This is a genomic window from Pontibacter vulgaris (genome assembly GCF_022758145.1).
GTDB lineage: Bacteria > Bacteroidota > Bacteroidia > Cytophagales > Hymenobacteraceae > Pontibacter > Pontibacter vulgaris.
The window spans coordinates 111,488-134,266 of sequence record NZ_JAJVDH010000005.1; the positions used below are offsets into that span (position 1 = coordinate 111,488).

Sequence of the window (22,779 nt, forward strand, 5' to 3'; positions counted from 1 at the left end):
AAAGTTTCACAAAGATTATACTTTAAAATAGCTTTAAAAACAAAAAGGCGGAAACAGCTACTGTTTCCGCCTTTTTACTAACATATTTATACTTATGCGATGTTTTCCGAAGTAGCTTTAGCTGACAGGTATTCTCTGTTCATTATGGCGATGTTCTCCAAAGAAATACCCACCGGGCACTCCACTGCACAGGCGCCAGTATTAGAGCAGGCGCCAAACCCTTCCACGTCCATCTGAGATACCATGTTTTCAACACGGGTTTTAGCTTCTACTTTACCTTGTGGCAACATCGCCATCTGAGATACTTTAGCAGATACAAACAGCATAGCAGAAGCGTTTTTACACGCAGCTACGCAGGCACCACAACCAATACAGGTTGCTGCATCAAAGGCTTTATCAGCGATCGTTTTCGGAATAGGAATAGCGTTCGCATCCGGTACACCACCTGTGTTGATAGATACATAACCACCAGCTTGCTGAATACGGTCGAAAGCAGAACGGTCAACTACAAGGTCCTTATGTACCGGGAAAGCAGCTGCTCTCCATGGTTCAATAGTTATTGTATCACCATCATTAAAGTGGCGCATATGTAACTGGCATGTAGTAGTACCACGCTCAGGTCCGTGAGGGCGTCCGTTAATGTATAAGCTGCACATACCGCAAATACCCTCACGACAATCGTGGTCGAAAGCGATCGGGTCCTGGCCGCTACGCAGCAGGTCTTCGTTCAGTACATCCAGCATCTCCAGGAACGACATGTCCGGGGAAATGCCTTTTACAGGGTATGTTACCATAGCACCTGCTGATTCTCTATTTTTTTGGCGCCAAACCTTTAGTGTCAGGTCCATTGGTTTAGCATTTGGATTACTTCCAGCCATTTTATTTTAATTATGAATTACGAATTAGAAACTATAAATGAGTTTATACTTAGAGCTCATCTATAATTATTCATTATCAATTATTTATAGCTACGCTGTGTTAGCTTCACGTTCTCGAACTTCAGGTCTTCTTTATGAAGTACCGGCTCGTTGCCTACACCTGTAAACTCCCAGGCAGCCACATAAGCATAGTTCTCATCGTCGCGCAGGGCTTCGTTCTCAGGCGTTTGGTATTCTTCACGGAAGTGACCACCGCACGATTCATTTCTGTTCAGGGCGTCATCTACCATCAGTTCACCAAGTTCCAGGAAGTCGGCAACACGGTTGGCTTTCTCTAGTGTGATGTTCAGCTCCTCGTTTACACCAGTCACTTTAACATCTCTCCAGAACTCATCGCGCAGTTTACGGATTTCCTGTTTTGCAAACTTCAGACCTTCTGCGTTACGGGCCATGCCGCAGTAATCCCACATCAGCAAACCAAGTGCCTTATGGAAATCATCCACTGTGCGTGTACCGTTTATTGAAAGCAACTGGTTGTTTTTAGCAATTACAGCTTGCTCAGCTTCTTTAAAGGCAGGGTGGTCAGTAGTTACTTTCGTAGTCGGGTTCTGAGCCAGGTAGTCACCGATTGTGTAAGGTATAACGAAATAACCATCAGCCAGACCTTGCATTAGGGCAGATGCACCTAAACGGTTCGCACCGTGGTCAGAGAAGTTACACTCGCCTGTAGCATATAAACCAGGTATGTTAGTCATCAGGTTATAGTCTACCCAAAGGCCACCCATTGTATAGTGAACTGCAGGGTAAATACGCATCGGATTTTCGTACGGGTTCTCGTCTGTGATCTTGGCGTACATATCAAACAGGTTACCATACTTAGCTGCAATAGCAGGCTGGCCTTCACGCTTGATAGCATCAGCAAAGTCAAGGAAAACAGCCAGGCCGGATGCACCTACACCACGTCCTTCGTCGCACATCAGTTTTGCGTTACGGGAAGCCACGTCACGAGGAACCAGGTTACCGAACGCAGGATATTTACGCTCTAAGTAGTAATCGCGGTCTTCTTCTTTAATATCGCTAACTCTGATCTCACCTTTGCGCAGGCGCTGGGCAATCTCAACAGTCTTCGGTACCCAAACACGGCCATCGTTACGAAGCGACTCAGACATCAGCGTAAGCTTAGACTGGTAATCACCTGATACCGGGATACAGGTAGGGTGGATCTGAGTAAAGCAAGGGTTAGCAAACAAAGCACCTTTCTTGTGCGCTCTCCAGGCTGCCGTTGCGTTAGAGCCCATCGCGTTAGTAGAAAGGAAGAATACATTACCGTAACCACCTGTTGCCAATACCACCGCGTGTGCACTGTGCGATTCGATCTTACCTGTGATCAGGTTACGAACAACTATACCACGTGCTTTGCCATCTACCATTACTAGGTCAAGCATTTCAGTACGTGGGTACATTTTTACTTTACCGTAAGCGATCTGGCGGTTAAGTGCTGAGTAAGCACCCAAAAGCAGCTGCTGACCAGTTTGGCCACGGGCGTAGAACGTACGCGATACCTGTGCACCACCGAACGAACGGTTAGCAAGAAGTCCACCGTACTCACGGGCAAAAGGAACACCCTGCGCCACACACTGGTCAATAATATCAACAGATACCTGTGCCAGGCGGTAAACGTTAGCCTCACGTGCACGGTAGTCACCACCTTTTATGGTATCGTAGAACAGACGGAAAACGGAGTCACCATCGTTCTGGTAGTTTTTAGCAGCATTTATACCACCCTGTGCCGCAATAGAGTGTGCACGACGTGGGGAATCCTGGAAGCAGAACGCTTTAACGTTATAGCCAAGCTCGCCCAGGGTTGCAGCAGCAGATGCACCGGCAAGGCCAGTACCAACTACAATTACATCATATTTACGCTTGTTAGCCGGGTTAACCAGCTTTACATTAAATTTATGCTTGTCCCATTTCTCAGCCAATGGCCCTTCAGGGATTTTAGAATCTAATATCATATCAACTATAGAATCTGGATGTTACAAGAAGAAAAAGAAATAGAGCGGCATAATTGCAAAGCCTAGGCACACAAGTACCGAAAAGGCAACACCGAATTTCTGGATGAATGGCGTATACTTCTTATGCGTTAAGCCCAGCGACTGGAAAGCACTCTGGAAACCGTGGATAAGGTGGAAAGCCAGGGCAATCATCGAGATCACGTAAAGCGCAACGTAAAGCGGGTTCTGGAAAGCTTCAACAACCTTTACATAAAGATTGTCATATTCCATACCATCGATCATTACCGGGCCTAGTTCGCCTGTTTTAGTCGGGATAAAGAAGTTGTACAGGTGGATGATAAGAAATACCAGGATAACCGTACCCAGTAAACCCATGTTACGCGAAGACCAGTTGCTGTTTTGCTCAGGATGGCTGTTTGCATAACCAACCGGACGGGCAGCCTTGTTACGACGGGTAAGGGCAATTGCATCCCAGATATGGAATACAAAACCTGCCAGCAACACAAACTCCATTGTTCTGATCACAGGGTTAGTGCCCATGAAGTGAGAGTAGATGTTAAAAGCTGCACCGCCATCGTCTTTAAATAGCTGCAGGTTACCAATTAAGTGCACTACAAGGAAAGAGCACAGAAAAAGACCCGTGATCGACATGATGATCTTGCGTCCGATTGTACTGGAAAACGTTTTAGTAAACCAATTCATCTGTATTAGTTATAGGTTAAGTAAATAAGCGTTTTTAATTCTCAAAGGTACATGCGGGCCTTATATAAAACAATTTTGATATCATATTTTGAATCAATCTAAATTGCAATGCGTAGGACAGAAAGTCATATCTTAATAACCTGCTAATCTATCGTTTGTTAACAATAATTTAGTTGTTATATTAGTTTTTAATATACTTTTGTCAAGTTTCTAACCCTACGTTTATGCCAAACAGTTTACGCTTAAGGTATCTGCTGCCAGGCAGTTTTTTGGGGGTGTTGATATTGCTGTTGGTTTCTTTTACTGAGGCGCAGGCTACGCACATACGGGCAGGCGATATTACGGCGAAGCGGGATACCACCCCAAATCCTAACCCACGCCGTTTTTTCTTTACAATGATTATGTACACCGACCGTGCTTCTACAGCAGAAGACCCAACGGTGCAGATTTCTCCGGGAGATGGCAATACGATCACAGTTCCCCGGCAGGCGGTTATACCTATTGGCGACCCTTCAGATCAGGTTGATAAAGAGATTTTTAAATGGGAGTATACTTATAACACTGACGGTACTTATATAGTGTCGTGGAACGGTATCAACAGGAATCCGAATATCCTGAACATGGCGCCGCCCTCCGATCAGCTGACCTTTTTTATTTCTACCACCATCAATATAAATGCATTGCGCGGGTTTAACAGTACGCCTGTACTTACGGTAGCACCGGTAGACCTTGCTGCCATTGGTCGCATCTGGGTGCATAACCCCGGCGCTTTTGACCCTGACGGAGACAGTCTTGCCTTTAAATTACGTGTGCCGCAACGTATAGATGGAGGCGGTAATATAGCTCCGGTGCCAAATTATAGTTTGCCAGACCGTACATTTAATTGCCGGAATGCTGCCAACACCAGTGCAGCCTTCTTAACCTTAGACCTTGCCAAAGGGCAGCTTACCTGGGATGCGCCATGTGTTAAAGGAGAGTATAATGTAGCTTTTGTAGTGGAGGAGTGGCGGGTTACGCCAGGCAGGGGAGCTGTAAAGCTTGGTGAAGTGGTGCGCGATATGCAGATTATTGTGAAAGAAACCCCTAACCGGCCACCTGTACTGGCACCGAAAGATACCTGCGTAATTGCCGGCACCACCATGACCGGCATAGTTAGAGCTACTGATCCGGATAATGATTTTATAAGACTGACAGTTGCGGGTGCAGGCGGGGTTATACCTCCGGCAACATTTACGCCGCTGGTAAACCAGGCAGGTTTGGCAACAGGGCGTTTTACATGGGCTACCCAATGCTCTGATGTGCGCGAACGTGCCTACCAGGTAATTTTCAGAGCAGAAGATGTAAGGCCTCCAACCGAAACAAAACTAGCCGACCTCCAACCCTGGAACATACGGGTAGTGGGGCCGCCGCCTCAGAACCTGGTGGCTATAGGGCAGGACAGAGCCGTTACCCTTACCTGGGACAAGTATGTTTGCCAGAATGCTTCTACTATCAGGATCTACCGCCGCGAAGGACCATCTAACTTTAAGCCGGATGTATGCCAGACGGGCGTGCCTGCCAGCACAGGCTATGTTCAGATTGGTGAGGTATCGAAAGATAAAACCACTTTTTTAGACGATAATAATGGAGCAGGCTTAAAAGCAGGAGTAGAGTATTGCTATATAATTTATGCAGAGTTCCCGGCTCCGGCAGGCGGTAAAAGTATAGCTTCAATAGAGGCCTGTCTTTCTATCGAACAGGATATCCCGTACCTGACCAACGTAACTGTTGATGCAACCAGCGCTACTGCAGGTCAGATTACAGTGAAATGGACGCAGCCACGCAAAGGGCTTGATAAACTGGTGCCGCCACTGGAATATCGCTTGTACCGCAAAACCGGGCAGAGCGGAAATGCCGGTTACACCGAAGTAAAACGTACCCGCAACCTGGCCGATACCACTTTTGTAAACACTGGACTTAACACACTGGAGCAGGCATATCGCTATAAACTGGAGTTCTATCAGTCAGGGCCTAACGGTGCAGCGACAGTACTGCGTGATAGTACTTCGGCCTCCAGCGTTAGGCTTGAAGCGGCAGCTACCAGTACAGATGCAGATAAGTTTGTTACCCTGAACTGGACCTATAATGTGCCCTGGAAGAACGAAGTGCTAAAGCACTACATTTACCGTGTAGTAAATAATAACCGTGTGTTAATTGATAGTGTGCAGGCAACAGCAGCCAGTGGTACTTACACCGACAGGGGAACCATTGCCGAAGCGCCGCTAGTGCGGGGTAATACCTACTGTTACGTTGTAGAAACAAGAGGTACATACCAGATTGCCGGATTGCCTGAACCGTTGCGTAATTTCTCGCAGCAGGTTTGTGTGGAACTGCCTAAAATTATCTGTCCGCCGACACTTACACTGGCCAAGTTAAACTGCGATGAGTTTAACCAGAACCCAACGCAGCCACCTTACCAGAATGTGCTGAATTGGGTGCCACAGATAAGCGATGATTGTACCGACCAGATAGACTATTACACGGTATACTTTAAACCAACCTTAGACGCTGAGTATGTGAAACTGGATACTACCTCCAACACAACTTACACGCATACCGGATTGCAGTCGTTTGCGGGTTGCTATAAAGTTACGGCTACAGACAGGGCTGGTAACGAAAGTGATTTCAGTAACGAAGAATGCAATGATAACTGTATTTTCTTCCTGTTGCCAAATATCATCACGCCAAATGGAGATGGGTTGAATGATGTTTTCCGTCCTGATAAACGTGCAGCATTTATCAAATCCATGAAGTTTAGTGTGTTTAACCGATGGGGTGTGAAAGTTTTTGATGGCAATGATCCTTTTATAAACTGGGCAGGTGTAGACAATAATGGCAACCGACTGACAGATGGCGTATACTACTATGAAGCGCAGGTCGAGTTCTATACTATAGATCCGGCCAAAGCACGATCCAAGTATAAAGGCTGGGTAGAGATCACACGATGAAAGTAGAAAACATAGAGCAGTTACAGGGTAAGCCCATCGTTTTTTACGATGGCACCTGCGGCTTTTGCCAGGCAAGTATACAGCTGGCCTTAAAGTATAACAAGAAGCAGGATTTATACTTTGCTGCCCTGCAATCGGGGCTGGCCGAGCAATTGGTGCCACAAGTGCAACTACCTGACCCATTGCCTGATTCTATACTTTTCTTCGAGAACGGAACACTCTATACTGAGTCTGAAGCCGCCCTTCGTATTGCCCGCCATCTCACATTTCCGTGGTCAGTGCTTTACTATTTCAGGTTTATTCCTTTATCTTTCCGCAATTTTGTGTACCGCTTCGTGGCAAGGCACCGCTACCTGATAGCCGGCCGCACCGAAGCTTGTATGCTGCCAAGCCCTGAAGAACAGGCAAGGTTTATAGCATATTAAGGACACAAGACATTAGATACAAGTACTAAGCTATTTATAGTTATTAGGGTTAGAAGTAATACAGCTTTATGATTTTAATGACTGTGGCTACTACTAATTTTGTCTTGTGTCTCATGTCTAATATCTATTGTCTATCAAAAATTAACAATAAAGAATGAAGAAAGCATACGTTTTCCCGGGACAGGGTTCTCAGTTTGTAGGTATGGGCAAAGACCTGTACGAGCAGCACGAAGAAGCAAAGAAACTGTTTGATAAGGCAAACGAGATCCTGGGTTTTAACATTACCGAGATCATGTTTAACGGCACCGACGAGGAACTGAAGCAAACCAAAGTAACGCAGCCTGCTATTTTCCTGCACTCTGTGGCTCAGGCCGCAGTTGCCAAGGATTTTGCTCCGGATATGGTGGCTGGCCACTCGTTAGGGGAGTTCTCGGCGTTGGTAGCCAGCAAAGTACTGAGCTTTGAAGATGGCCTGAGACTGGTATCTAAAAGAGCACTGGCCATGCAGGCAGCCTGCGAAGCCAACCCATCAACCATGGCCGCTATACTTGGCCTGGAAGATGAAAAGGTTGAAGAGGTTTGTGCTTCTATAGAAGGTGAAGTAGTAGTGGCAGCTAACTATAACTGCCCGGGCCAGTTGGTAATTTCTGGTTCAAACAAAGGTATAGAAATTGCCTGCGAGAAAATGAAAGAAGCCGGAGCCAAGCGTGCATTGCCATTACCAGTAGGTGGCGCTTTCCACTCACCGCTGATGAAACCTGCCGAGGAAGAACTGGCAAAAGCCATTAACGAAACTACTTTCAGCAAAGGTATCTGTCCGGTTTATCAGAACGTAGATGCCCTGCCACACATCGACCCAACCGAGATCAAAGAAAACCTGATCAAGCAATTAACCGCTCCGGTTCGCTGGACACAGTCTGTGCAGCAGATGGTAGCCGATGGTGCTACACATTTTATTGAGTGCGGCCCTGGTAAAGTGTTGCAAGGCCTGGTTAAAAAGATAGAGCGCACTGCCGAAGTTAGCTCAGTAGAGTAGTAGCTAAATCTGAAAGTACAAAGTATAAACGCCCTCTCTGGTTAAAACAGAGAGGGCGTTGCTTTTGATAACTGATGCTTTTAATAATCAGCTAGAAGGTCTAATCGTGTTCTTTGGCTTCTTTGTGAGTCTTTTGTATCGTGCCTGCCGGATGCTGTGCAGGAGCATAGATGGTGTATAGTTTGAGCTCCTCCTTGCCAATGTTCTTTATATGGTGCCAATGGCCGGAAGGGATAAGTATTGCCCAGTTCTCAGACACCTTTTTGTCAAAGCTCAGGTTATCTTTTGATTTCCCTATGCGTACCTGCGCCTGGCCTTGCTCAATCCGTAGAAACTGGTCCACATCTCCATGTAACTCCAGGTCTATTTCCTCACCTGCCTTTAGCGACATGAGCACCATTTGCAAGTGTTCGCCTGTCCACTGTACATGGCGGTAGTTCGGGTTGTTTAACGTTGCCTGTTCTATGTCGATCACCCAAGGCTTTTTTCCCATATCCCCGCCTTGCTGCGCTGCTGCTGGAGTAGCCTGCTTTGTTTGGAATGTACTTGCCTCTGTATTTGCCCCGCTCGTCCTGGCCTCGTCACAACTGCATAAGAGCGCTAAAAGTAGAAGGCTTGCCGCATAAATTATATTTCCCCTTTCCATAGACAGATATTTTATACATAGAAAGATTCTCTATAAATAATAACGAAAGCTTATAGATTATGTTGAAAAAGTTATAGTATTTTGCAGATTCCTGATACATTATATAAGACTATGAAAAATAAGATTGCCCTTATCCTGTGGATCGGTGGGTTCATACTTCTGAACCTGTATGCCAACCTGATCCCGAAACTGTTTCAATTCGATCCGCTTCCTTGGTTGGGCTGGGCGGTAGGTTTCTTTGTTGTAGCTTTTCTGCTTGCCAAGTATGTGCTCCAGCTAAAAGGGCTTCAATCGTTTGGCATGCAATTGCACCGGGGCTGGGGCCGGAATCTGCTGATCGGATTTATACTTGGCTTTGGCATCTGGGGCCTTAAAAACCTGGTGTTTTATAGTATGGGTAAGTTTGAGGTAACAGGTATGATGGATGCCAGCTACATTTACCCAATGCTTGCGCTGGCACTGCTCGGAATGTTCTTCGCCTCTGCCATCAACGACCTGATGATACGGGGCTACAGCTTTGCTTTCTGTAAAAAAGAAAACCAGTTGCGCTGGTACCTTATATTTGCCACGGTGCTTTATACTCTGGACGATTCCTGGAACGAAGGCTTTGACATCATGAACCTGGGTTTTTCAGCTGTGCTGGGCATTTCGCTGGCTTATACAGTTGTTAAAACCGGCTCTATCTGGATGGCGATTGGTATACACTGGGGTAGTAACATGATGTTCAGGGTAATGTCTGGCTTTGATGGACAGGGAGTGTGGCAGCTTGATAATATGAAAGATGGCTTTACTTATGAGCTGATTAGCATTGTAATTACGGCGCTTCTATTCCCGGTTTTATACTTTCTGCTCAGAAACAGAAAGGCCAACGAAATTATACCTTTAAATAAGCCTTCGGAAACACCTGAATTTGCTTGATATTTTGAACTCTATGAACCTGGAAAACAGAAAAGAAGTGCTTAAACTGGTAAATGCTACTCATGCCAAAGTGGAGTCATTTTACCCGCAGGAAGCCGTTTACAAAAACACGCCGGAGTGGGCAGAAAAACGCAGGTTATTATTAGCTGATTTAGCCCTGCACCTGGCAGAGGATGCAATGAAAGGTGAAAGTATAAATGAAGGTTCTTTAAAGAATCACTTGTTTGCTATACTTAAGATCAGTAGTGAATTTTTCCCGGAAGCGAATTTTACGCAGGCTGCTGATCTTGTGGATGATGAAAGTTTAATAGTAGGGTAGCCAGTGCTGTTTAGTAATGAGCTGTAACTTTAGTCTGAGGTAGTTTGTCTATTCGTTTTTTATTTTCGACTGATATTTCAGAACCTTCTGCCAGCATAACTGAAGCAGGTGTTTGGTTGTTTAGAAAGCTGAATTTTGTACCATAAACTTGCCCGAAGTCCACATCAATGGTATAATCCAGAATATCATAAGAAGCCCATCTTGGGTGTGTAACTTCGTATTCGTTAGTGCAACTTTTGTTAATTTTTGCATAACCCCAATAATGCTCGGTTATAAATTCAGTTTCGCTACCGGCTGGTATCGTGTTTGCATGTAGGTTTGCCCGAACGCTGAATTTATTCCATTGCGCATTTTTCTTCCAACAGTATTCAACTTGCCTTTCACAAGCTGTTTCAGCCCAGGTATGTTTCATTGGAAGCGTCTCGTAATTTTCGTTGTACACAGTGTTTGCCACAAATGTTAAAGCATACCTGGGCACGATTTCTTTTATGAATACAACCCCACGTTTCCATTCATTCGCTTCAAATCTCTTAACATAAAACCGGAGGTTTACTTCTTCGAAGTTTACATGATAAGGAATCTTTATGCCCAGTAGCTTTGTGTTTACAAACATGAACCCAACCAAGCTTACATAGCACTTGCCATTCCATAAATCGAGTTCGGTACCATATGGCACAAATTCGTTTAGCACTGAACTATCAACTTCAAAGTTTGCAATTGCTAACTTTCGCCATTCTGCTTTTAAGAAACTCATATTCTTTAAGTTAATGCTAACGGTTAGTCTGGAATGTGAATGAGCGCCGGCTTAAGTATGGTTTATATGCTTTGTTGTTAGCTGCCATTTCTTTTATTTCTTAATTAAAGTTCCTGCTTTATATCCTGAAATTTCAGTCTTAATTCTTTTAATACTTTGTCTGGATCTGAACTTATAATGTGTCGAAATATACTTGAACTGGTCAGGGCAAAACATACTTTACTTCCGTCCTGAAATTTAATACAGTACTTCAACGGTATGATTGTTTGCTCTACTGATTTAAATCTAGTTATTGGTTTAGCTTTAGCACTAAATAATTTCTTGATTATTATATTATCTCCCTCCAAGTATAAGTCAGCGTAGGTATAGGCGTGTCTAATCACAAGTATACTTGGAACTAAAAAAGTCAAAAGAAAGCCAATTCCTTCAATGCTAAAGTTTTTTGTGACGATAATGTAAAGCAAGAACACGCATAAAGGAATAATGACAAGTAGCACCATAACTTGGCCTACAACAGCATATCCCCCACTAATTTTTTCTTGCTCCATTTTTGACCTTTTATACTTGCCACCTAACTAACAGCTATAAAAAATACCAACCCTTAGTTACACACTAACAATTAGCAGTTAAATAAGTAAGCTTACTTTACAATCTGGTCGGCAGAAGACCTGTTCAGCGCAATTGGAATATTGTTGATCACAGCTGTGCGGATTAGTGTCTGGATGTCGTGTTCGTGGCCGTGTGGCGTTTCTACATCAATAAAGAAAATTACCTTGTCTATCTGGCCTTGTAGTATCTGCGCAGCCAGCAAAATATCGCCCCCGCTTGGTCCGTGGCCGAATGCCTCAATGTTCAGGTCCAGCAGGTCGTTTATCATTTTAGATGTGTTGGTAGTGCCTATAAGTTTGTAACCGCGCAGCGCCTCCTGGTTGTTTTTTACCCAGTTCAGCAATTCTGTTTTTTTGTTGTTATGGGCAATTAGTGCAAGTGTTTTCATGTATAAATAAAATTTTAATGATCTATGCTCAATCACGGGTTTATAGTATCAGCACTATAACTGATGAAGTATAAACCGGCAGGAGCAAGTTAGCAAATTGGTGTATTAAATATGGGGTTTCTGCAATGTTTTGAACACAGTATTATTGGTATGCTCCCACAAGCCTGATTAAGTATAAATCTGTACTTCCAGCTTATCTGCACAGGATTTAAGCAGCTGGCTTATACTTTGCCCGAGCACCGGGTGCACAAGTTCTGGAGCCAATTCGGCTATAGGCATTAGCGTAAACCGGCGTAGGTGCAGTTGCGGATGAGGAATAGTTAGTCGCTGGGTTTGCAGAACGAGGCTGTCGTAGAAAAGAATATCTATATCGATAACGCGTGCGCCCCAATGTTCCTGGCGTATGCGGCCAAGCTCATGTTCAATAGCATTTATACGTTGCAAAACCTGTTCCGGCGTAAGTTCGGTTTTAACTTCCAGTACCTGGTTCAGGAAAGCAGGCTGATCGGTTTTGCCCCAGGCAGCTGTTTCGTATAAACCGGAACTTCGTGAAATGGTGCCAACGTCCGCCGCTATACTTTCGCGGGCTTGCTGCAGGTATGCGGTTCGGTTGCCGAGGTTGCCGCCCAGCAATAAGTATAATTCAGGCATGTTTCCGGAAAAAATCTATACTTAAGTCGGCGGCGGCGCGGGCAGCTTCGGGCAGTTCGTGGTGCGTGTAAGGGTGCTGGCCGCCAAAAGAATGATCGGCTTCCGGCAGCAGGTGCATTTCTGCATCGGGCTTCCAGCTTTGCAGGTCATAGGCCATCTTTGCGGGTAACGTTTCGTCTTTTTCGCCGTGAAGTATGAGCAGGGGCTGGCGCATTTTTTTAATTACTTTCGGAATTTCCAGTCGCTCAATATTTGCCAGGTAATCTTCCACAATCTGGTAGTATAATGGCATACGCTGGCCTGTACGGGCATTCATTACCCATTGCACACCTTCTTTTTTCCATTGTTTTCTTTCCAGTTCATCCCACCGCTGATCAAAATTATTTACAGCAGCCCAGGTAGCCACAGCTTTTACACGGTCGTCTTCAGCAGCCTTAAGTATAACCGAGCCGCCTCCACGGCTGTGGCCTATCAGGTAAATATGATCAGGGTCGATTTCCTGTTGCTCAAGCGGTCCGTTGGCATCCTGTACCAGGTCCAGTAATGCTTGCAGGTCGTCGAGCTCCAGGCTAAAGTTGTTTTGGCCAAAAGCTTCCAGGTCGTGCACATCGGAATGGTCTTCAACGGTTGTGCCGTTATAAGAGAAATTGAATTTAATAAACACAAAGCCGCGCTCTGCAAAATACCGAGCCAGCAAATTAAAGTGTCCCCAGTCTTTAAAACCCTTAAAACCATGGGTGTAAATTACTACAGGCTTTGGTTGCCCGTCTTGTTTATAAGTAGCATCGGCAGTGAAAGGACGGCCGTGTGAAGGGTAAACTACAAAATCAACTTTCATTAGTATAGGTATTAATTGTTGATTGATAAATGCTTGTACGGCAGCGCAGTTAAACTTGCCTGAAGTATAAACATTGCTTTTAGTAAGGAAGTGCCTGGCTAAATCGGAACAGCTACAGCTGGTATTAAGTATGAAGATCTGCCAATAGCAACTGTACAATCTTTTAACAAGGCAGCAAGATAACAATTTAGCCATTATACGCGAATGCCTGTTATCTGGCAGAGATAAAACGCCCGTTTTGCAGCGCTTTGTTTGGATACCACATCTGAGCATAGTAATATTGCAGACTTAACCCATGAGCATCAGCCTAACGCAAATACAAGCGCCAATAGCGCAGGAAATGGAGCTTTTCGAGAAGAAGTTCAGGGCTTCCATGAAGTCCAAAGTGCTGCTTCTTGACAAGATCATGAGCTACATTGTAAAGCGCAAAGGCAAACAGATGCGCCCCATGTTCGTGTTCTTTACTGCCAACCTCTTTGGCAAAGGGATTACCGAGGCTACTTACCGTGGCGCTGCCCTAATCGAGTTACTGCATACGGCCACGCTGGTGCACGACGATGTAGTGGATGATGCCAATTACCGCCGTGGATTCTTTTCTGTAAATGCCCTCTGGAAAAATAAGATAGCCGTTCTGGTAGGAGATTATCTGCTGTCGAAAGGTTTGCTTCTGAGCCTGCACAACGATGATTATGATCTGCTGAAAATCGTATCGAATGCGGTGCGCGAGATGAGCGAAGGGGAGTTGCTGCAAATAGAAAAAGCACGCCGCCTGGATATTACGGAGGAAGTATACTTTGATATTATCCGGCAAAAAACTGCTTCGCTTATTGCCTCTTGTTGTGCGGTAGGTGCCGCCTCGGCTGGCGCTACGCCCGAAGAAGTTGAGAAAGCCCGTTTGTTTGGCGAAAAGGTTGGTATTGCTTTCCAGATAAAGGACGACCTGTTCGATTACGGTACCGCCGAAATTGGCAAACCTGTTGGCATCGATATCAAAGAAAAGAAAATGACGCTTCCTTTGATACACGCATTAAAGCAAGCCGACTGGCTGACCAAGCGCCGCGTTATCTACAACGTGAAAAATAACAACGGCAACAACAAGCGGGTGCAGGAAGTTATCGGTTTTGTAAAGCAATCCGGAGGCATTGATTATACTATTCAGCTGATGAATAAATACCATGCCGAAGCCTTAGCCATACTTCATACTTTTCCAGCATCTCCATCCCGTACCTCGCTGGAGCAACTCATCGCTTATACCATAGAGCGCGAAAAATAATTTAATTACTTGTGGTAACGACAGGTCGCGGACAGTCCGTGCGATTTGCGTGAGCCATGCTATAAAGGCACTGGACAAGTATAAATCCTGTTCATCCATTCATCCTGAAAATCCTGATTCAGACAAACAAGATGCCCGCAAAACCTTTGGAAGCTGCGGGGTCATCGCTCTGATCTTATACTTTTGTAAATCTCAATCGAAATTTTGTAATAAGTAGTATTGGCAACATAGGTACATTTGTTTACGCAAAATAACCTATGAAAAAATGAGCCTGAACACCAATTCCTGGAACCGCCTGCGTTATACCTTATACTTACCCATATATGACCTTATTGCCGACAAAATTTTCCGGAAGTATAGAAAGCGTTCTGTTGAGTTGCTGAACGCGAAACCTGATGATACCATACTTATACTTGGCGCCGGCACGGGCCTCGATTTACCCTACCTGCAAGGCTATCCCAACCTTACCGCCATTGATATCACACCGGGCATGATCAGCAAGCTTAAGCAAAGAGCCGAAAAGTTAGGTATACCTGTGCAGGCACACGTGATGAATGGGCAGCAGCTTGACTTTGCAGCATACAGTTTTGATGCCGTAATTGCCCACCTTATACTTGCCGTTATACCTGACCCAATAGCCTGCATTAAAGAAGTAGAGCGTGTACTAAAACCAGAAGGCACTGTTATGGTTTTTGACAAGTTTTTACCGGAGGGACAGCAACCATCTATACTTCGCAGATTTTTTAACATAATAGCCAGCGCCCTGTTCTCCGATATTAACCGCAGCATCGAAACTATAGTTGGTCATACTTCATTAAGTATAGAATTAAATGAGCCCGCTGCTTTTAACGGCACTTTCCGGTTGGTACGTTTAAGAAAGCTGAAACCATAAAGTATAACATGGCGGGAGCGTTCTCGCTCATGAATTACTATGATTGGGCATCAGGTACAGTTGAGTTACAAACTCTCGCAAGCAAAAGGAATATAACTATAGTTAAAATAGCTCTCGCGCCGTGCGCAGCTCCGGCAAGCGTCTAAAAGCAAAGGCCGCTACTTCTGCAGTAACGGCCTTTGTTATACTTGTACTGATTCAACAAAGCAATAAACAATCAACAATTAGATTTTCTCAGACAGCATCTGATCCATTGTATTGTTAAAATCGGCTACCCATTCTTCGTAGTACTTGCCAGTGCCTGGCCCGGAGAAGCCGGTATGTATTTTGCGCACTTTGCCTTGCCTGTCGATGAAGATAGTGGTAGGGAATGACATGACTTTGTTCAGGGCTGGAAGAGCTTTGGCAGCTGCTTCTTTATCCGATACGCCGGCCACCAGCAAATCATAGTTTACGTTCAGGCGCTCCTGCATTTTCTTCAGGCGTGGGGCTGCTTTTTCAAATTCAGGGCTGCGCTCAAAACCAAGCCCGATAATTTCAAGGCCGCGGTCTTTGTTCTTGTCGTAATACGGCGCCAAGAAATTTGTTTCGTCCATGCAGTTAGGGCACCAGGTACCAAGCAGCTGTACGATCACTACTTTGCCTTTATACTTGTCATCAGCCAGCGATACTTTTTTGCCGTTCAGGTCCGGGAAAGTAAATTCAACTTTCTCGTAGCCCGGCTTTAAGTTTGTAAGCGTATCGGCGCTGGCAAGTTTTGCATTTTCATTGCGCTTAGCCGTCCACGATTCATAGCCGTTCATGCCGGCATAAAAATCGCCTTTCAGGGTATTGTCGGCGTTTGGTTTGGCAGTGAACAGGTAGGCGTGGTTGCCGTCAAAAGTAGATAGTTTCAGTTCATCTCCTTCAACCTGTCCTTCCAGGTAGCGATAGTCGCCGGTTTCGGTCAGGAAAGTGCCGGTTACATAGTTGTCTTTTTGCTTGAAAACACCAATAGCTTTGTAGCTGGCATCATCTTTAGGCGTGAACACAACTTCCCATTTGCCATCAAAATCATACTTGGCTGCTGCAGGGTTTTCGGTAAAGCGGTTCTTTTTGCCATTTTCTGCAGTAAAAGGTACCGAGTACGGGGCTTTGGTATCGTTCTTTACAAAACGGCCATTCATTTTGTCACCTTCTATTTTAGCAATCAGGTCGGCATCAAAAATATGAAGTCTTATTTTTACAGAGTCGCCTTCGGGCTTTATATCATCTACAAGTATGCGCTCTTCGCCATTTACAAGGTATAGCACAGTTTTACCAGCTTTCTCCTCCACATCTATTATAAAAGGAATTTCCTTGCCTTTAGCGTGTTGCAGCGCTATACGCCAGCTGCCGGCCTTCAGCGTATTATTTTCAGATTTCATAGGCGATGTACAAGATGTAGCCACTTGGGTTAATGCCAGGACTAACAACAAAATAAGCCTGACAGGTGTATTTAAAATGGAGTTTCTCATGGTGCAAAATTACACATTGGTTTAATTAAACAACACAGTAGTTGCACATGCGCTGCAACATACAATTGGTGTTATATTCATTTAGGTTAATGTTTCTCAAAAACTATGATATTTCGTACATTTGTGAACTTCAACAAGAAGAGTAAAAAAAACTAATAATAGCAAAACTATGGCATTTGATTTAGGAATGATCAAGGCAGTTTATGCCGGTATGGCTGAGCGAGTGAATGCTGCCCGAACTAAAGTTGGCAGACCGCTTACCCTGACAGAAAAAATCCTGTATGCTCACCTATACGAAGGTCCGGCAACAGGAGCACATGAGCGTGGTCAATCTTATGTAGATTTCGCTCCGGACAGGGTAGCTATGCAGGATGCGACGGCACAGATGGCCTTGCTTCAGTTTATGCAGGCTGGCAAGCCAACAGTAGCTGTGCCTTCTACGGTACACTGCGATCACCTGATACAGGCCCGCGATGGTGCAGATTCAGATTTAAGAGATGCTTATAGCGAAAACAAAGAAGTTTACGATTTCCTTGCTTCGGTATCTAACAAGTATGGTATTGGTTTCTGGAAGCCGGGTGCCGGTATCATTCACCAGGTAGTACTGGAGAACTATGCTTTCCCAGGCGGTATGATGATCGGAACAGACTCACACACGCCTAATGCAGGTGGTTTGGGTATGATCGCGATCGGTGTTGGTGGTGCTGATGCCGTAGACGTAATGGCAGGTATGCCCTGGGAGCTTAAATTCCCGAAAGTAATTGGTGTGAAGCTGACAGGTAAACTGAGCGGCTGGACATCTCCAAAAGACGTGATCCTGAAAGTAGCCGGTATACTTACTGTAAAAGGTGGTACGGGTGCTATTGTAGAGTATTTCGGTGATGGTGCTGAGAACATGTCTTGTACTGGTAAAGGTACAATCTGTAACATGGGTGCTGAGATTGGTGCTACCACTTCAGTATTTGCTTATGACGACAGCATGCGTGCTTACCTGCGCTCTACTAACCGCGACGAAGTAGTTCAGATGGCTGATGAAGTAGCTGATATGCTGCGTGCTGATGATGAAGTTCTTGCTGATCCGGCTTCTTACTACGATCAACTGATCGAGATTGACCTGAACACACTGGAGCCACACGTAAACGGACCATTCACGCCGGATGCTGCCTGGCCAATTTCTCAGTTTGCTGCTGTTGTAAAAGAGCACAACTGGCCGGCTAAACTGGAAGTAGGTCTGATCGGTTCTTGCACGAACTCATCTTACGAAGATATTACCCGCGCTGCTTCTATAGCAGAGCAGGCTATCACTAAAAAGCTTGCTGCCAAAGCAGAATTCACAATCACGCCGGGTTCTGAAATGGTGCGCTATACTACAGCCCGCGATGGTTTGTTAGATACTTTTGCGCAGATGGGTGGTGTTGTATTGGCAAACGCTTGCGGTCCGTGCATCGGCCAGTGGGCACGTCACACCGACGATCCTACACGCAAAAACTCTATCATCACGTCCTTCAACCGTAACTTCGCCAAGCGTAACGATGGCAACCCGAACACACACGCGTTCGTGGCATCGCCGGAGATTGTTACAGCTTTCGCTATTGCCGGTGATCTTACTTTCAACCCGCTTACAGATACACTAATTAACGAAGAAGGTGTAGCTGTAAAACTGGATGAGCCAAAAGGTATAGAGTTGCCAACAAAAGGCTTTGCAGTTGAAGATGCCGGTTATGTAGCTCCTGCTGAAGATGGTAGTGCTGTAGAAGTAGTAGTAGATCCGCAGTCTGATCGTTTGCAGTTACTGGAAGGCTTTAAGCCATGGGAAGGTACTGACCTGAAAGGCCTTAAGCTTCTTATTAAAGCACAAGGTAAGTGTACTACTGACCATATCTCTATGGCTGGCCCTTGGTTGAAATACCGTGGTCACCTGGATAACATTTCTAACAACATGCTTATCGGTGCTATTAACTGCTTTAACGGCGAGGCGAACAAGGTATACAACGACATGACACGCGGTTATGAGACGGTACCTGCAACTGCCCGTACGTATAAGGCAGCTAACATTGGTACTGTTGTAGTTGGTGATGAGAACTATGGCGAAGGCTCATCTCGTGAGCACGCTGCCATGGAGCCACGCTTCCTGGGTGTTCGTGCCGTACTTGTGAAATCTTTCGCTCGTATCCACGAAACCAACCTGAAAAAGCAAGGTATGCTGGCGCTTACTTTCAACAACAAAGCTGATTACGACCTGATCGAGGAGAACGACACCATCGATATCCTGGGTCTGGAAAGCTTTGCTCCTGGTCAGCCGCTTAAAGTTGTATTAACACACAAAGATGGTTCTCAGGATGTGATCCAGGTAAACCATACTTACAACGAAGGACAGATCGAGTGGTTCAAGGCTGGTTCAGCGCTTAACCTGATCCGTTTACAGCAGAAGCAGGCAGCACAAGCATAAGTTGTTGCTGTAATTCATAAAAAGAAAAGGCCTCACAATTTTGTGAGGCCTTTTCTTTTTATATGGTATACTTTATGGTTTAAGAAGTATGATCCTGCGCGTAACGGTGGTCTGGTTAAGCGTAATTCTGACCAGATAAACGCCATCTGCAAGGCCATTCAGGTCAAGTATAAACTCATGGTTGGTCACCTGTTTAATACTTGGATAAAAGGTTTTCCCCAACATGTCGGTTAAAGTGATCTGTTCTTTGGAAAGGAGTATATTGCCCTGGTTTGCTATATATACTTTTACTAAACCTGTAGTTGGGTTAGGGTATAGCTGCAGCAATTTATCCAGTTGGTCAGGGGCGGCAGTTGGTGTATCCAGTTTAATTTCCAGTGCCTGGCTTACAGTATCTTCCAGGCAACCGAATTTATCAGTGATGCGAAGCTGCACCTTGTAAATGCCCGGCTCGGCGTAAGTATAAACAGGGTCTTTGGCAGTAGAAGTATCGCCATTTCCGAAATTCCAGAGCCATGCTTTTGCTGCTGTACTTTGGTTTTTAAACTGAACTGCTGTGCCCTTTATAAAGCTATCTGAATTTATTTCAAACTTGGCTACAGGTGGCGCCGGTATAGCATACGACGCTGGCACGGCTACACTTTGAAACAGAGAGTCAGTATTACTTATGTATACAACCGTTGGCTGCGTTAGCTTTGGTATGGTATAAGTTGAGCCGGTAGCCAATATGGTTTTCTTTTCGGCATCGGCATAAAAAGTATACGAAGTGCCTCCTTTGGGAGCAAGTATAACGGGTGTGCCTGCGCACAAAGTATCGGTTACGGCAATTGGTGCAGGGCCTGTTTTTATACTATAGTATTTTTGTTGGGCAGCCATAGCATGTTTTTTCAGATCAGCCAGACTATCGGCAGCTAATAAGGCAAAGGCAATAATCTTTATTTCGCCCGGCGCAAGGTTTTTAGCTGCTGCACCAATCACATGCGATACATCATTTCCGGAACCGCTGCCCGATGCCGATTTACGTGATACCCCATGCGAAAGCGTTTTATACTTTTCATCATTAGTGAAACCATCACTTACAGACACTGCTCCGTCTTCTCCACCAATGTTGTCAATGGCGTAGTATAACGGATCATCCTTAGTAAGTAATTTTATACCTGCATAAGGCAGGGTAGCGGCAGAAGTGCTGTAAACATAACCCAGGTTATTAACTGCATCCCAATCGGCAGCGTTCTGGTAAATATCCTGTCCTATATTCCAGTCGGCGAACAGGCCGGCGGATACATTTTTCAGCGTATCCGGTGTTATGTTCTGGATGTAATATTCCAGTATCACAAAATTCTTATCGGGATCCGAAGCCCAGGCGTAAGCTTTGTGTTTTATACTTACACCCACGTTTGTAGTGGAAGGATAGGTATCATGTAAAACAGTGCGGGCCTCCAGGTTAGCTAATTTACTTTTATAATCGAGGCGGGCACTGCTGGTAGGTGTAAAGTCGTTATCGAGGTCCCAGGTGGCATTGCGCACATTATCGGATACCAGTTTTGGTCCGGAAGCTACCATCAGGCCTCCTTCGAACAACAACGAGTTGCTGCCTTTGTAAGTAACACCAACGCCCTGGTCAAATTTAAAACCGTTGTACCCGAAGTTGCCTTTTGAGTTAATGCTAATATGCAGGTTGTTTTTATTCAGTGTTACATAATCGGGGTTTACATAAAGTTCGATGTACTGGAAATCGGTATAGGTGCCATCGGTGTAATTAAGCCTTAAGTATACAGGCGTGTTGTGTGGGGTGCCTGGCAAAACAGTGAACCGGAAAGGTTGCTTTGTATTATCTATCCGGCCCAGGGTAGCCATTTTACCAACTGCAAATTTCCCGTCTAAAATCTTAATATAAGGCGAAGCGCAGGTAAGCGTAACGTCAACATTATCGGTAGCGGCCAGGTAGTTCACAAAATCCAATTCCAACGCCATTGTATCGCCTAGTTGTGGTATGCGGCCATCGGCCAGTCGGATATTGGTAGCTCTTACAGCTTTCAGGTTAGTGTCGAGCAGCGCACGTTTAAGGTTTACGCGGCCTTTTCCAAGCATTTCGAGATAAGGCTGGTTGCCTGCCAAAGTATAAATATCATCGCTTGAAGCCCTGATGCGCTCCATTACCTGCAGTGCATTCAGTTCCGGAAACTGTGCCCTTATAAGAGCGGCACTACCAGACACAGCAGGAGCTGCATAAGAAGTACCGTTACCTGTGGCATAGGAGTCATCGCCGGTAACCCGGGTAGTATAAATATCTACGCTGGGGGCGCACACATCAATTTTATAGCTGTAAGTATAATTTTTATACTTCACATCTGTCTTGTCGGTGCCGCCCACTGACAGTACATTATCGTACGAAGCAGGGTAAATGTCCAGGTATTTATTTGTGTTTCCTGCGGATGCCACAACAACCACATCTTTTTCAAGTACGGCGTAGTTAATGATATCCTGCTCTAGTTGCGAATAGCCTTCGCCACCCCAGGACAGGTTAATGACGCGGCACCCTTTATCAGCGGCATACACAATCGCCTCAAAGCCTCCGAAATTGCCCTCAGCAGATTTTGAAAAAACTTTCAGGGGCAAAAACCTGGTTTTAAATCCAAGGCCTGCTATTCCTTTTCCGTTATCTGGCGTGGCAGCAGCTGCACCGCTCACTCCTGTACCGTGCCCAAAGTATGGGGTGTCGTCGGTTACATCTCTGTCGTTATCTGCAAAGTCCCAACCTGAGAAATTATCTACCAAGCCATCGTTATCGTTGTCTATCCCATCAATCGGGTCGTTGTAATTATGCTTAACATTAGCCTTCAAGTCAGAGTGCGAAAGCCGGAAGCCGGTATCCAGAATACCAATTACGATGTTGGTATCGCCCTGCTGCACATCCCAGCCACGGTAAGCCTGTAGCAGTTTCAGGTAATACTGTTGCGTTTTAAGTGAATCAGATAAAGGGTCGTTGGGTTGATGAAAGGGTTCGCGAATGTATAGCGGCTCTACGTAGGCAACCATACCTGTAGCCAGTAAGGCATTTTTTACCTGCTCAAAACTTTGGCCGGGTTTATACTTCAGTTCGTAAATCAAAGATAAGTCTACAGCCGGAGTAGTACGGCGTGCATTGGCGGGTGCGGCAGCTTTCGGGAATTTTTGCCGGGCATTTTGTGCACCTACCTGTTTTATAGTTTGCTGTAAGCTTGCCACCGCTTGTTGCGGCACACGGGCATTACTGCCAAAAGCAGGCTTCAGTTTATATACTACCGTATTGGGTTTAGTACGGGGAGCACCAGTAGCCGCTGCCTGAGCCCGGACATCAGCCTGAATAAAAACCCAAAGTATGGCAAGTAAAATGGTGCAACGGATGTGTGCTCCTAATGAAGTATACATTTTATCATATAAGAGGGTGTAGGAAAAGTAATAAACTCAGGGCTTGCAACTATACTTTGGGGTGTAGCAAATGCCAAAGTTACGTATGAATT

19 protein-coding genes are annotated in these 22,779 nt (G+C 45.3%); 8 read left to right on the top strand and 11 right to left on the bottom strand.

Features of this window, described 5'->3' with window-relative positions:
• Positions 1 to 92: 92 nt before the first annotated feature.
• From LWP20_RS12885 to LWP20_RS12895, 3 genes are all read right to left on the bottom strand, one after another.
• Entirely contained in the window at positions 93 to 848 is a 756-nt protein-coding gene (locus LWP20_RS12885) for a succinate dehydrogenase/fumarate reductase iron-sulfur subunit (protein WP_242928873.1), read from the bottom strand.
• 110 nt (positions 849 to 958) lie between these two features.
• On the bottom strand, positions 959 to 2,893 hold the full coding sequence (locus LWP20_RS12890; RefSeq protein WP_242928564.1) for a fumarate reductase/succinate dehydrogenase flavoprotein subunit: 1,935 nt from the start codon (positions 2,891 to 2,893) through the stop codon (positions 959 to 961).
• 21 nt (positions 2,894 to 2,914) lie between these two features.
• The gene (locus LWP20_RS12895) at positions 2,915 to 3,595 is read right to left on the bottom strand and encodes a succinate dehydrogenase cytochrome b subunit (RefSeq protein WP_242928565.1); all 681 of its coding nucleotides are present in this window, start codon (positions 3,593 to 3,595) and stop codon (positions 2,915 to 2,917) included.
• Between the two features lie 224 nt (positions 3,596 to 3,819).
• On the opposite strand from LWP20_RS12895, the gene LWP20_RS12900 reads away from it, so the two are divergent.
• The 3 genes from LWP20_RS12900 to fabD all read left to right on the top strand — a co-directional run bounded on the left by LWP20_RS12900 (position 3,820) and on the right by fabD (position 8,043).
• Positions 3,820 to 6,582: a T9SS type B sorting domain-containing protein gene (locus tag LWP20_RS12900; protein ID WP_242928566.1), complete on the top strand. Its 2,763-nt coding sequence runs from the start codon at positions 3,820 to 3,822 to the stop codon at positions 6,580 to 6,582.
• Positions 6,579 to 7,007 carry a thiol-disulfide oxidoreductase DCC family protein gene (locus LWP20_RS12905; RefSeq protein ID WP_242928567.1) on the top strand — a complete coding sequence of 143 codons (429 nt, stop codon included), beginning with the start codon at positions 6,579 to 6,581 and terminating at the stop codon, positions 7,005 to 7,007. Before LWP20_RS12900 ends, LWP20_RS12905 begins: the two co-directional genes overlap by 4 nt.
• 154 nt (positions 7,008 to 7,161) lie before the next feature.
• Positions 7,162 to 8,043, top strand: coding sequence for an ACP S-malonyltransferase (gene fabD, locus LWP20_RS12910; protein ID WP_242928568.1), 882 nt, complete (start codon positions 7,162 to 7,164; stop codon positions 8,041 to 8,043).
• Positions 8,044 to 8,143: 100 nt separating this feature from the next.
• Here the strand turns inward: fabD and LWP20_RS12915 are convergent, their stop codons facing one another.
• Positions 8,144 to 8,536 (bottom strand): cupin domain-containing protein, encoded by a 393-nt coding sequence (locus LWP20_RS12915; protein WP_242928569.1) that lies wholly within the window; start codon positions 8,534 to 8,536, stop codon positions 8,144 to 8,146.
• A gap of 264 nt (positions 8,537 to 8,800) precedes the next feature.
• On the opposite strand from LWP20_RS12915, the gene LWP20_RS12920 reads away from it, so the two are divergent.
• Entirely contained in the window at positions 8,801 to 9,607 is an 807-nt protein-coding gene (locus LWP20_RS12920) for a CPBP family intramembrane glutamic endopeptidase (protein ID WP_242928570.1), read from the top strand.
• Between the two features lie 13 nt (positions 9,608 to 9,620).
• Positions 9,621 to 9,926 carry a hypothetical protein gene (locus tag LWP20_RS12925; protein WP_242928571.1) on the top strand — a complete coding sequence of 102 codons (306 nt, stop codon included), beginning with the start codon at positions 9,621 to 9,623 and terminating at the stop codon, positions 9,924 to 9,926.
• Between the two features lie 10 nt (positions 9,927 to 9,936).
• Here the strand turns inward: LWP20_RS12925 and LWP20_RS12930 are convergent, their stop codons facing one another.
• The 5 genes from LWP20_RS12930 to LWP20_RS12950 form a co-directional block, all read right to left on the bottom strand.
• Positions 9,937 to 10,680: a YqjF family protein gene (locus tag LWP20_RS12930; RefSeq protein WP_242928572.1), complete on the bottom strand. Its 744-nt coding sequence runs from the start codon at positions 10,678 to 10,680 to the stop codon at positions 9,937 to 9,939.
• 104 nt (positions 10,681 to 10,784) lie between these two features.
• Complete coding sequence (locus LWP20_RS12935; RefSeq protein WP_242928573.1) at positions 10,785 to 11,228, bottom strand: hypothetical protein; 444 nt, start codon at positions 11,226 to 11,228, stop codon at positions 10,785 to 10,787.
• Positions 11,229 to 11,320: 92 nt separating this feature from the next.
• Positions 11,321 to 11,677, bottom strand: coding sequence for a methylglyoxal synthase (locus LWP20_RS12940; RefSeq protein ID WP_242928574.1), 357 nt, complete (start codon positions 11,675 to 11,677; stop codon positions 11,321 to 11,323).
• A 168-nt stretch (positions 11,678 to 11,845) separates the two neighbouring features.
• Positions 11,846 to 12,328, bottom strand: coding sequence for a 2-amino-4-hydroxy-6-hydroxymethyldihydropteridine diphosphokinase (gene folK, locus LWP20_RS12945; RefSeq protein WP_242928575.1), 483 nt, complete (start codon positions 12,326 to 12,328; stop codon positions 11,846 to 11,848).
• A complete protein-coding gene (locus LWP20_RS12950; RefSeq protein WP_242928576.1) occupies positions 12,321 to 13,166 on the bottom strand; it encodes an alpha/beta hydrolase family protein in 846 nt (281 codons plus the stop codon). The genes folK and LWP20_RS12950 overlap by 8 nt, the downstream gene beginning before the upstream one ends.
• 295 nt (positions 13,167 to 13,461) lie before the next feature.
• Here LWP20_RS12950 and LWP20_RS12955 point away from each other — a divergent pair, with 295 nt between their 5' ends.
• On the top strand, positions 13,462 to 14,439 hold the full coding sequence (locus LWP20_RS12955) for a polyprenyl synthetase family protein (RefSeq protein ID WP_242928577.1): 978 nt from the start codon (positions 13,462 to 13,464) through the stop codon (positions 14,437 to 14,439).
• Between the two features lie 265 nt (positions 14,440 to 14,704).
• Positions 14,705 to 15,331 (top strand): class I SAM-dependent methyltransferase, encoded by a 627-nt coding sequence (locus LWP20_RS12960; RefSeq protein ID WP_242928578.1) that lies wholly within the window; start codon positions 14,705 to 14,707, stop codon positions 15,329 to 15,331.
• 224 nt (positions 15,332 to 15,555) lie between these two features.
• On the opposite strand, the gene LWP20_RS12965 is transcribed toward LWP20_RS12960, so the two are convergent.
• The gene (locus tag LWP20_RS12965) at positions 15,556 to 16,737 is read right to left on the bottom strand and encodes a peroxiredoxin family protein (protein WP_242928579.1); all 1,182 of its coding nucleotides are present in this window, start codon (positions 16,735 to 16,737) and stop codon (positions 15,556 to 15,558) included.
• Positions 16,738 to 16,996: 259 nt separating this feature from the next.
• On the opposite strand from LWP20_RS12965, the gene LWP20_RS12970 reads away from it, so the two are divergent.
• On the top strand, positions 16,997 to 19,276 hold the full coding sequence (locus tag LWP20_RS12970; protein ID WP_242928580.1) for an aconitate hydratase: 2,280 nt from the start codon (positions 16,997 to 16,999) through the stop codon (positions 19,274 to 19,276).
• Between the two features lie 72 nt (positions 19,277 to 19,348).
• Here the strand turns inward: LWP20_RS12970 and LWP20_RS12975 are convergent, their stop codons facing one another.
• Positions 19,349 to 22,687 (bottom strand): S8 family serine peptidase, encoded by a 3,339-nt coding sequence (locus LWP20_RS12975; RefSeq protein ID WP_242928581.1) that lies wholly within the window; start codon positions 22,685 to 22,687, stop codon positions 19,349 to 19,351.
• Between the last annotated feature and the right edge of the window lie 92 nt (positions 22,688 to 22,779).